The organism is Nostoc sp., assembly GCF_036917555.1.
Classification (GTDB): domain Bacteria; phylum Cyanobacteriota; class Cyanobacteriia; order Cyanobacteriales; family Nostocaceae; genus Nostoc.
Map to the genome: position 1 here is coordinate 1 of NZ_JBALDD010000034.1, position 12,096 is coordinate 12,096.

Consider the following 12,096-nt stretch of genomic DNA (forward strand, 5'->3'; position numbering starts at 1 on the left):
TCTGGTCCAATTGATGCCAATCTCTCTACTGGTGTAGTCAAGTTTCCGGGAAATTCTACTCTCACGGATAAATTAGTCAGCATTGAGAATTTAATTGGTACAACTGGCAACGATACGATTGTTGGTAGTAGCGCCAATAATGTTCTTAACGGTGAAGCAGGTAGTGACACTCTCGTTGGTGGTTATGGCACTGACGTACTCACAGGTGGTGCTGGCGCAGATAAGTTTGTCTTCAATAGCAAATTTGAAGGTATCGATATCATCAAAGACTTCGAGTGGAGAGAGGGTGACAAAATCCAGATTTCCAAGTCTGGATTTGGTGCTAACTCTAACAATCAGTTCAGCTACAACAGCACTAATGGTAACTTATTCTTCGCAGGCTTTCAATTTGCCACCATTGAGAACAAGCCTTCTTTCTTCTCAGTTAATCTAGATGTTGTGCTGGTATAAATCTTTTCCTTTTATTCCATATCTTCATACTTTGATCAATTAACTTGAAAAAGGTAGGAGTGCGATCGCACTCCTACCTTTTTTGATTATCTTTAAGTTCAAACATCACAGCGATCGCTTTGATCTGTCAATGCTTTATTTTGTAACAAAATCTGTAACAGCAATGCTATTTTACCTAGTACTCGTCTAAATTGATGAGAAATCTACGGGGAATCCCTGAATTAAGGGTTGATGTTACTAAAAGATATACGAGATTATCAGATTTTATTTTTGGGCTTGTTCCTAGTCTTGGGAATCGGTACACGAGATTGGACATTGCGACCAGAGTTAATTGGGGTAGCGATCGCCACTTGTCTTGCAACTCAATGGATATTGTCATTAGTCACTTGTACTGAGCGACTTGTGCCGAGCATCTCGACTTCGCTCAATGGAGCCGAAGCCGAGGTAAGCCGAAGTATTGGTCATTGGTCATTAGCAAACAACAAAGGACAAAGCCTAAATTTGCGCAGTGCTTTAATTACCTCACTGGGACTCAGTTTACTGTTGCGGGCTGACCACTGGACGACAATGGCAATAGCTGCAACAATTGCGATCGCCAGCAAATTTATCTTCCGAGTCGGCGATAAGCATTTCTTCAATCCTGCCAACTTTGGCATCATATCTGCCTTGATTCTCACCCCTGATGCTTGGGTTTCGCCGGGACAATGGGGTGAAGAGTGGTGGTATGGGCTATTATTTCTCGGTACTGGTGGCATGATTTTGCAGCGCATTGGTCGCTGGGACACTACAGCAGCTTTTTTGGGTTCCTACTCTTTGCTAGAGGCGATTCGCAATCTCTGGCTGGGTTGGACTTGGGATGTTTACTGGCATCGATTGATGAGTGGGTCTTTGCTGCTGTTTGCCCTATTTATGATTACAGATCCGCGATCAATCCCCAATTCCCGAATTGGGCGCGTAGTTTGGGCAGTTTGTATCGCTGGATTAACTTTTATCCTGCGAAATTATTTCTTTGTTTCCACAGCAGTTTTCTGGGCGCTATTTGCCCTTGCACCGTTGAGCATCCTGCTAGATGGTTTCTGGTTAGCCCCAAGGTTTGCTTGGCAAGAGAAAGATGAGGGAGCAGGGGTAGAACTTCTAACTCCAAACTCCTAACTCCTAACTCAGCACTAAAAAATAGAGGTATAAAAAATGAAGTTTTTTCGACTTTTAACACCATTATTGTTGGCAATTGTAGCTGTTTTGTGCTTTGCACCAGCAGCTTGGGCATTTTGTGGATTTTATGTAGCCAAAGCTGATACAAAACTGTATAACAAAGCTTCTCAGGTGGCGATCGCGCGGGATGGCGATCGCACTATCCTAACAATGGCAAACGACTTTCAAGGCGAAGTCAAAGATTTTGCAATGGTAGTACCAGTGCCAACGGTGCTGCAAAAAGAACAAGTTCGCGTCACTGAACCCAAGATTATCGAGCGCCTAGATGCTTTTAGTGCGCCGCGATTGGTGGAATATTTTGACCCAGATCCTTGTGCCCCAGTTTACGAAAGAGAGTTATCAGCAGTACCAGCGCCAGCAGCAGCCAGAAGTGAGGCAGGGAGTGCAAGGGGCGATGCTAGTTTGGGTGTGAGGGTCGAAGCACGTTTTAACGTTGGCGAATACGACATTGTGATCCTCAGTGCGAAAGAATCTGGCGGATTGGAAACTTGGCTAAAACGCAGTGGCTACAAAATCCCCAGAGGTGCGAAACAGTTACTTCAGCCTTATATTCGCTCCTCAATGAAATTCTTTGTTGCTAAAGTCAACTTGGATAAATTTGAGCAATCTGGCTATCAGTTCCTCCGTCCACTACAAATTTCCTACCAATCGCCTAAATTCATGCTGCCAATTCGTTTAGGCATGATCAATGCTACGACAGAGCAGGATTTGATTGTCTACATCCTCTCGCCTCAAGGACAGGCAGAAATCACCAACTATCGGACGGTAAAAATTCCCTCCGACGCCAATATTCCCTTATTTGTCAAAGATGAATTTGGTGAATTTTACAAATCCATGTTTCAAACTATCTACACCAAAGAAGACAGGAAAGTTGGTTTTTTAGAATACGCTTGGGATATGGGTAGTTGCGATCCTTGTTCTGCTGAACCCCTGACTCCAGAAGAACTCAAGCAAGCAGGCGTATCTTGGCTAGATGATAATTCTACAAGTAATGTGCCAGTACCCCCCAGTTTTCGTCGTCCCTCTCCTAGAAGTAACGTCTTCATCTCTCGATTGCATATTCGCTATACCCGCGACAAATTCCCTGAAGACTTGATATTTCAACAAACTGCCAACACTGAATCTTTTCAAGGACGCTATGTTTTACAACATCCGTTCCAAGGGGAACTCAAATGTCAGGCTGGTAGACAATATAAGCAGTCTTTACCCAAACGTTTTGAACAAGAGGCGCAAACTCTAGCTAAACTAACCAACTGGAAAATCCAAGATATTCGCAACAAAATGAAGTTGAGTGTAGGTAATCTGCGATATTCTTGGTGGGAAAATGTCCTATCCTGGCTGGGATTATATTAAGGAGAGTGAGGAGTAAGATAAAAATCAAATCTGATACAGCAGAATTCATAATTCTGAATTCAGGAGTAAAACCCGCTTTATATCTGGGTAAAAGACTTAGCTTGTGTACCTCTCTAACTTGAAATCTGCTGTAATTTCCTTTCCTTACTTTTTATGATTTGTTGAAGAAGAATTCAGGAGTCAGAATCAATTAGTGGGGGATTCAAACCCACCACTTTCTTGTTGACCACTAAATATTCTCTTTCAGAGACACTGCGCTTTCCTATTTAGTGGGGGTGCAAAAACGCCGTTTCTTCATCCGCCAGTTACACAGAATTCAATTTTGAATTCTGGCTCCTGACTTCTGAATTTTGTTTTGATAAAAAGTAAGGTGTTGTTAGAAGTACTCCTTACAGAACCTCTAATATCTCGATTAAGCTAATCTTAATTATTGATATCGCTCCGTTTTTTCCGATTTAATAACCCAGACATATTTATTCCTGTTACCAGCAAACCAATCAGTCCCAATCCATTAAAAATTGGGTAAATTGCTTCTAAATGTAAGATTTCTCCTGTATGAATTCTTAACAGTAAACTAGAAGACAACCCAGTATTAATTGGCCATTCCTTAACAATAGTCGTCAAAATTCCCGTCAATACAGTTAACATTAAAGGTAGACAAATTATGATACCAATCGTGCGGTGATACTTACGAAATGATCGTTTCATAGTCATTTTTCAGAAAGGTTATTATTTTTATACTAGTGATTATTAAAATTAGGTGTTGCTGAATTATGGAAGAATCATGTTTTTTTCCTGCATTTTTGAGTTTTCGATGTATATTTTTACCTTTGTAAACTTATTCTATAAATAAGTATAGGATTAAGTGATATATTTATCTAGAAGAGACTAGCTGCATAAATGTTGCTATTAATGCTGGCAAAAAGCAGACTATTCACTTTTATAAATTACAGCTTAATAATGAATCGAGGAGTTTTACAATGAAGCGTTTTCAACTAATGTCGAGCGTTGCGGGTATAAGCTTGCTAGCTTTGGTAGGCTGCAACAGTCCCGAACAACCTACTACCCAAACCACCCCACAGGTGACTCCTAATGCTAGCGCAGCATCAGCCCCAGCGACAACATCCACTATAAGTAATAGTAGTTTATTAACTATAGTATCCAAAACTAAAGCCGCAGTTACATCTGGCAACTTTGTTGAAGCTAAAAAAGAATTTGACAAATTTGAGGATGCTTGGAAAGAAGTTGAAGACGGTATCAAAGTTAAATCTCGTAATAATTATGAAACTATAGAGACAAATATGGATCAGGTTACAGGAGAACTTAAAGCTTCTAAACCCCAAAAAGACAAATTATTGACAACATTGCAGTCATTAGAAAAAACTATTACTGCTGTTTCAAAATCTTAACTAAATACGCATTCAAGTCATTTTGAATGCATCGCGGCTCTTTCTACCTTGAATGTACTCATAGGGTAAGGATAAGAGCAGTAAATTGACGAAAGGTAATTCTTTCGGGTGTTGTTATACGCAATACTAAGATATTCTTGCTTTCTTCGCCAAGATTGTCATGGTTCAATTCGATGAACAGCTACGCCGCTTAGTTACAGAAGCCTGTGGACACCAACCTGGAAGCCCTCAGCGTCAGAAGCTGCTCACGCAAATTATTCGCTTGACAGCAAGTAGACTCTGGAGGGAAAATACTACCTACTATCAAGATGCACTACAACAAACTTGGTTGTATTTCTGTCGCAATGTTTGTGAAGGTTTGACAGGCCAAACTTACGATCCCAATTATGGCAGTGTGATCACCTGGCTGAATGCTTACCTAAAACGGAGACTACAAGACTTTTACCTTAACCAGAACCGAGAACAAGCCACAACAGTCTCTCTGAGAATTCGTCAGTCTACATCTGGTGGAACAAGTGAAACTATTGATCCTGTAGATAACCTACCGGCTAGCCCCCAAGCACCTCCGATTTTGGAAGACTTGGAGATATGGACGAAGACAGATTCGGATGGGGAACTGCGCGCTACTTACATTAAAGGACGTCCAGATGTGAATTGTCAGGTGTTAATTCTCAAACGCTTACCCCCAGAAGTTAGCTGGAAAGATTTATCTGAGGAATTTGGGTTGTCAATTCCGACATTAAGCAGTTTTTATCAACGCCAATGTTTACCGCGTTTGCGTAAGTTTGCAGAATTGGAGGGATTATTATGATCGGTGCTGTTAGCGAATAGCTAGGGTTGAGCCAGTGCTGAGTCAGAAGTATTACTGATGAATCTTCTCACTTTCAGCCGAGGTATTCATTCCTCGGAATTAATTTTATGCCTAAGCCTAGTTAATTTTACTTTTTACTCAGCACTATTTCGGTGGTTTTTTGTTTAAGGTTTGCGATCGCCTTTTAACTATACTTTGCTAATCAAGTTTCACTGCGATCGCAAAAAATAAGAAGATTGTCCAAGCTCAAAGATTGGTGAGGGATGGGAATGGTAACATTACCCTGTTAACCTAATAGTTCATCCTATGTGTTTCTGGTTATCACCTCCCTCTCGTCATTGCTTATGGCTAAAACAACTAGGATTTTTGGTGCGAATTCTGTAAAGTTTAAAAGCAGGAGTCGGGAAGCGGCAAGGACGCGCTGGCTCACCCCCCTAGTTCACTTTTTACGTTTGCCTTTGTACTTCCTGGTCGCTTTGCTATGCATTGTCGGTTCACCAGTGCTAGCAAAAGTTCCTAATTCAATCAATTCTTCATCCCAACTGCCAATAAACACTCTGACATCGCTGGCTGTACCCACTGATGCCGCCTCACTCCTAGAGCAGGGCAAAGTTTTATACAGTACTGGCAAATTTGCCAAAGCTGTAGAAGTGTTACAACAGGCTGTCCAAATATATAAGCAGCAAGGGGAGAGCCTTGCACTAGCAGTGACACTGAGTAATCTTTCCCTAGCTTCCCAGCAACTCGGTGCATGGAGTCAGGCGCAGCAGGCAATTACAGAAAGCTTAAATTTACTCAAAGGACTGGGTAAAAACCAAAATCTGCAAATATTTGCCCAATCACTAGATATTCAAGGTCGTCTGCAATTGGCAATGGGACAGTCTGAGGCGGCTTTGGCAACTTGGCAGCAGACAGAAGAAATTTACAAACAAGCAGATGATAAAAGTGGCATGGTGCGATCGCTAATCAATCAAGCACAGGCGTGGCGCACCCAAGGATTTTACCCGCGGGCGATCAAAACACTCGCTCGAATAAGTCAGACGTTAAAATCTCAACCAGATTCTATAGAAAAGACAGTGAGTTTGCGATCGCTCGGTGATGCCCTTTTGGTATTGGGCGATTTGAAAAACTCACGCAAAGCATTAGAACAAAGTCTGATCATTGCTCAAAATCTACAATCAAGTGCTGATATTGCGGCTAGTCTGTTCAGCTTGGGGAATAATGCCCGTAAACAAAACCAAAAGGAACAGGCGATCGCCTATTATCAACAAACAGTCGCAGTATCTCCCTCACCTTTAACAAAAGTTCAAGCAGAACTCAATCACCTGGGACTACTGATTAAAGATAAAGAATGGGCAAAGGTTCAAACTCTTTTGCCGTCGATTGAGTCCCGCCTCGACCAACTCCCCCTCAGCCGTGCGAGTATTTACGCTCAGGTTAACTTTTCGCAAAGTTTGGCAAAAGTCAAGAGTGGTGTATTACAAGCATCCAGTCAGAGTTTTTACTCAGGATTAAGTACAAAAGACTCAGCAAAATTACTTGCTAGTGCCATCCAGCAATCCCGCAGTTTAGGTGATAAGCGGGCAGAGGCTTATGCTCTGAAGAGTTTAGGCGGCTTGTACGAAGAAAGCAGACAGTGGTCACAAGCGCAAGACTTGACCAGGCAAGGATTAGCTTTGGCACAAAGTAGCAATGCACCAGAAATTACCTATAGCTTGGAGTGGCAGTTAGGTAGATTGCTTTGGGCACAAAAAAATATTAATGGTGCGATCACCGCTTATGATGCTGCTGTAGACACTCTTGAGTCTCTCCGCAGAGATTTAGTAGTAAATAAAGATGTAGTCAACCAGGATGTACAATTTGACTTCCGCGACAGTGTAGAACCCGTCTACCGCCAGTCAGTAGAGTTACTGCTGCAATCTCAACAGGGAAAACCAAATGAAAAAATATTGGAAAAAGCACGCGAACGGATTGAATCACTCCAACTAGCAGAATTAGACGACTTCTTTCAGGAAGCTTGTCTGCAAGGTCAGAAAGTAGCCCTCGATCGAGTAGTAGACAAAGATAATTCCAAGGCTGCCATCCTTTATCCAATTATTCTTCGTGACGAACTCCAGGTAATTGTCAAAATTCCTAAACAACCTCTGCAAAGCTACAGTAACAAAATTTCCCAAGGAGAAGTAGAGAAACTCTTAATAGAACTGCGAAGAAATCTTGTCGATCCAACTGCTACTAAGATCGTCCAAACCCAATCGCAAGAAGTTTACAGCTGGCTGCTTAAACCCATTGAGTCACAATTGCAAAAAAGTGGCGTCGATACTTTAGTGTTCGTTCTAGATGGCCCATTACGCAATTTACCAATGGCAGCTCTCTACGATGGTAAACAATACTTGATAGAGAAATATGCGATCGCCCTGAGCGTCGGTCTACAACTCCTCGACCCAAAACCGCTGGTAAAACAGCAGCTTCGAGCGCTAACCGCAGGACTGACTCAGCCGCCGCCAGGATATCCCAAGTTTGCACCATTGCTGGCGATCAAATCTGAATTTGACGGTATTGTTAAAGCAGGAGTTTCAACAACCAGCCTACTGGATGGAGATTTTAAGAAAAAGAATTTGGAAAGTGAAATTGGTGCTGCTTCATTCAACATAGTGCATTTGGCAACCCACGGTCAGTTTAGTTCTCGTCTTGAAGAGACTTTTATTTTAGATTTCGATGGTCAGATCAATGTCAAAGATTTTGATACTCTCTTCCGCAGTCAGGGTAAAACCGTAGTAGAATTATTAGTTTTGAGTGCTTGCCAGACAGCAACAGGAGACAGCCGTGCAGCACTCGGTCTAGCAGGAGCAGCTGTCCGAGCCGGGGCACGTAGTACCATAGCTTCCCTGTGGCAAATTGATGATGAATCAACAGCGATGTTTGTTAGTGCTTTCTATCGAGAACTCAAGAGTGGCAAAATCACCAAAGCCGAAGCAGTCCACCGTGCCCAGCTACAACTATTGAAACATCCCAACTATAGAGCGCCAAGCTTTTGGTCTGCCTATGTATTGATTGGCAATTGGTTGTGATTTGGGGAGCCAATCTTCGTAAGCGATCGCTCAAATTGTACGCTCAAAATTTGGCAAACTATCTGCTAGTTGATAAGCCGCTTTTAGCGGCTTGAAACTATCTTGATAAAAGTATAAATACTCAAAAGCTCTATCTCATATATCATTTCAATATACAATCTTTTAATTTTATGGGATATTTTTACCTAATCCCCAGTCCCCAATTCTCTTTTTCCAGTATTCAATTTTGTGGCATAAATTTATTGAATGCGGGTGATATATACATAGCAGCATTGAACCCTAGAAATTGACTTATGAATAACTCCACCTATCAGCTAGATGATTTCGCTTTAACATTGCCGATTTCCCAAACAGCTCGCATAACTGCCCAGCAATTTGCTAACCAGCAACCAAATCTTGAAAAAGCAGAGCAAGTCCGGCTGAATACTTTAGCTGTATGGGTGGTGAATGACTACTTGCAGATGATGGATATTCCTACCGATCTTCAAGCTAGTGACAGTTGGAACCCGATCATGCGCCTTTGTGGGGATGTCGCTGATTTAGAAGTGCCCTCGATTGGCCGTCTGGAGTGTCGCCCTGTCCATCTGCATCAGCAGATATGTTCTATTCCTCCAGAAACTTGGGAAGAACGGGTGGGTTATTTAATAGTTCAATTTGATGAATCGCTCGAAGAAGCAAGGCTGCTTGGTTTTATCCCTAGTGTGACCACTGAAATAGTTCCTTTAGGGCAACTGCAACCATTGGAAGCGTTTATTGACCACATCTGGCAACTGCGTCAATCCCCACTTAATTCATTAGTGACTTTGAGTCAGTGGTTTGCTGGTATATTTGAGACGGGCTGGGAAACTATTGAATCGCTGTGGAACGTGCCAGAACTCAGGCCAACTTATGCCTTTCGCAGTATTGGAACTTTGGAATTAGATGCCCTTAAACAACCAGAATCAATTACTAAACGGGCAAAAGTGATTGATTTAGGTATCCAAATCCACAACCAACCTGTGATGTTGATTGTGGAAATCAGCCCTGAAAAAGATCAACAAACTAGTATTCATCTCCAATTGCACGCCACTGGAAATCAAATCTACTTACCACCAGGAGTTCATCTCACTGTTATAGATAGTTCAGGAGCAATATTTTTAGACGCTCAATCTAGAAAATCAGACAACTACATTCAGTTGCAGTTTCGTGGTGAACCCACAGAGCAATTTAGTGTTAGGGTAGCCTTGGATAATACCAGTATTACCGAATATTTCCGAATTTGAAATATGTAGCTATCTTCCTTCTTTGTCAGTAATTTATTAAGTGATAATTCATTAATTGAAAATTAAAAATTAAAAATCCAAGCCAGCTTTTGGGGATTTTGAAAAAAATCTGTAGACACTTGTGAAGCTTGCGATCGGACATTAGAACAGGGCACGATCTTGCATGGGGAAATAGCGACGGTTATGGGTAAATTAGTGGCGATCAAATTTGGAGAAGGTAGTTTTGAGCAGGGGTTTGCTGTCACTCTCCAAATTGGTGAAGAACACGAGCGTGCTGCAACAGAAATCACCGGGAGGCTACCTTCATTCCCGGAAATGCCGCTCTACTATAGTCATTGGCAGTCTAGTTATCGACAGATAGGCAATCGTTATCGCCTCCATGCTGACCAAATGCAGGTGACGAATGTATCGATGGTTCAAGACTGCGAAAACGCTTCTCATATTTTGCGGGCACGCTTTAATACCTGGCTGCGAGCAGAGGAGTTTCGCCCTTTGAGGGAAAAATGGTTAGAAAGATTATCGTCCAGCGACGAAATACGGGTGATTCTGCAAACAGAAAATAGCCAATTGCAGCTATTACCCTGGCATCTGTGGGACTTGTTAGATCGCTATCCCAAAGCTGAAATTGCCCTTTCTTCACCATCTTACGATCGCATTCACAAGCCACGCACTCTCAATCAATTAGTCAATATTTTGGCAATTGTGGGCAATAGTAAAGGGATTGACACCCAAGCTGATCGAGCTTTACTGCAACAGTGTAGTAATGCAGAGGTGAGCTTTTTGGTAGAACCACAACGTAAGGACTTGACTGAGCATCTTTGGGGAAAAAACTGGGATATTCTTTTCTTTGCCGGACACAGTTCGAGTCAAGGAAATGGAGAAAGCGGACGAATTTACCTGAATAGAACTGATAGTCTTACCATTGGCGAGTTAAGGTACGCTCTCAAAAAAGCCATTGAAAATGGTTTGCAATTAGCTATATTCAACTCTTGTGATGGATTGGGATTGGCGCGAGAATTAGCTGATTTGCAAATTCCTCAAATGATCGTCATGCGCGAACCCGTCCCAGACCAGATTGCCAAGGAGTTTTTAAAGTATTTTCTCCAAGGCTTTGCCAATGGCGAGTCTTTGTATCAAGCGGTACGCCAAGCGCGGGAACGCTTGCAAGGACTTGAGGATAAATTTCCTTGTGCAACTTGGCTACCAGTGATTTGTCAAAATCCGGCACAGATTCCACCGACTTGGGATGAATTAATATCTGCAAAATCTGAAGATGAAGATGAAGCGAATTTACCTTTATCTAACAGACGCAGATTTAAAACAACTGTGTTATCCAGCTTGGCAGTCACAATCTTAGTTTGTGGCGTAAGATTGCTGGGATTGCTGGAAAATCCTGAGATTCAAGCCTTTGACCTGATGATGCGATCGCGCCCCCCAGAAGGACTCGATCCCCGACTGTTGATCATCACAATTGACGATGACGATCTGGCTACTCAAAGACAAAATGGCGAGTCCTTGATTGGAGCTTCTATTTCTGAAAAATCTCTCAATAAACTCTTAGCAAAACTGAATCAATACCAACCCCGCGCGATCGGCTTGGATATCTACCGTGATTTTAAAGCCACACAACCAGATTTAATTACTCGTCTCCAAAAAACTCACAACTTGATTGGCGTATGTAAGGGGAGCGATGCCACAGAAAATATCCCAGGCAATGGACCGCCACCAGAAATTCCCACAACACATTTAGGATTCAGTGACTTTATTGATGATCGTGATGGAGTTATCCGTCGGCATCTTCTGTTCATGAAGCAAGAGCCGACATCATTGTGTCCTGCTCGCTATGCCTTCAGTTTCCAACTAGCCTCTCTTTATCTGCAACCTTTAGGAATTCAAACAAAGTTCACCCCTGAAAATAATTTGCAGTTGGGTAAAATTATTTTTCCAAATCTGAAATCTCATACTGGCGGCTATCAAAATATTGATGCTATCGGTCAAATCTTGCTCAACTACCGTTCTTCAAAAGAAATAGCCCAACAGGTAAAGCTAACCAAATTTTTATCTAGTCCGATTGACGCCAATGCTATCAAAGATCGGATTGTTCTGATTGGTGTGACTGCAAAGGGGGATTCTCCAGACACCTGGCCGACACCTTATGGCATTCCTTTAGATGAGCAAATGCCAGGAGTACTGGTACAAGCTCACATGGTCAGCCAGATCCTTAGTGCAGTCCAGGATGGGCGGCCGTTGCTGCGAGCTTGGTCATGGTGGGCGGAGGTAATCTGGATTTGGGGCTGGTCTTTGATCGGGGGAATACTGGTTTGGCGTAAGCTTTCGTTACCCTGGTTGGCATTGGCAATCGGTGTTACTTCTAGCGTTTTGTATGTAGTTTGCTTTGGTCTGTTAATTTCAGGTGCTTGGGTACCTTTTGTACCGTCGGCTTTATCGCTTGTAGCTATGGCGAGTTTGATGTCAATTTATAATCATTCAAAAACAAAAATCCGGGCGGGGAATAGAGAATAGGGAAGAAG

The 12,096-nt window shown here is 42.4% G+C and carries 9 protein-coding genes; 8 read left to right on the top strand and 1 reads right to left on the bottom strand.

The genetic code is table 11. The features are described from left to right. The 3 genes from V7K60_RS14485 to V7K60_RS14495 form a co-directional block, all read left to right on the top strand. Positions 1 to 450 (top strand): M10 family metallopeptidase C-terminal domain-containing protein (locus tag V7K60_RS14485; protein ID WP_442944399.1); only part of this gene is annotated, 450 nt, incomplete at its 5' end. 231 nt (positions 451 to 681) lie between these two features. Next, positions 682 to 1,602, top strand: a complete 921-nt coding sequence (locus tag V7K60_RS14490; protein ID WP_334926555.1) for an RnfABCDGE type electron transport complex subunit D — start codon at positions 682 to 684, stop codon at positions 1,600 to 1,602. A gap of 36 nt (positions 1,603 to 1,638) precedes the next feature. After that, positions 1,639 to 3,015: a DUF2330 domain-containing protein gene (locus tag V7K60_RS14495; RefSeq protein WP_334926557.1), complete on the top strand. Its 1,377-nt coding sequence runs from the start codon at positions 1,639 to 1,641 to the stop codon at positions 3,013 to 3,015. Between the two features lie 423 nt (positions 3,016 to 3,438). Here the strand turns inward: V7K60_RS14495 and V7K60_RS14500 are convergent, their stop codons facing one another. Further along, positions 3,439 to 3,723 (bottom strand): peptidase, encoded by a 285-nt coding sequence (locus V7K60_RS14500; RefSeq protein ID WP_334926559.1) that lies wholly within the window; start codon positions 3,721 to 3,723, stop codon positions 3,439 to 3,441. Between the two features lie 272 nt (positions 3,724 to 3,995). Between V7K60_RS14500 and V7K60_RS14505 the strand changes: the two genes are divergently transcribed. From V7K60_RS14505 to V7K60_RS14525, 5 genes are all read left to right on the top strand, one after another. Beyond that, entirely contained in the window at positions 3,996 to 4,424 is a 429-nt protein-coding gene (locus V7K60_RS14505) for a DUF4363 domain-containing protein (RefSeq protein ID WP_334926561.1), read from the top strand. A gap of 160 nt (positions 4,425 to 4,584) precedes the next feature. Next, on the top strand, positions 4,585 to 5,235 hold the full coding sequence (locus V7K60_RS14510) for a sigma-70 family RNA polymerase sigma factor (RefSeq protein WP_334926563.1): 651 nt from the start codon (positions 4,585 to 4,587) through the stop codon (positions 5,233 to 5,235). 344 nt (positions 5,236 to 5,579) lie between these two features. Further along, positions 5,580 to 8,303 (top strand): CHAT domain-containing protein, encoded by a 2,724-nt coding sequence (locus V7K60_RS14515; RefSeq protein WP_334926565.1) that lies wholly within the window; start codon positions 5,580 to 5,582, stop codon positions 8,301 to 8,303. 293 nt (positions 8,304 to 8,596) lie between these two features. Beyond that, complete coding sequence (locus V7K60_RS14520) at positions 8,597 to 9,565, top strand: DUF1822 family protein (protein ID WP_334926567.1); 969 nt, start codon at positions 8,597 to 8,599, stop codon at positions 9,563 to 9,565. Positions 9,566 to 9,748: 183 nt separating this feature from the next. After that, positions 9,749 to 12,088: a CHASE2 domain-containing protein gene (locus V7K60_RS14525; protein WP_334926569.1), complete on the top strand. Its 2,340-nt coding sequence runs from the start codon at positions 9,749 to 9,751 to the stop codon at positions 12,086 to 12,088. Positions 12,089 to 12,096: the final 8 nt, after the last annotated feature.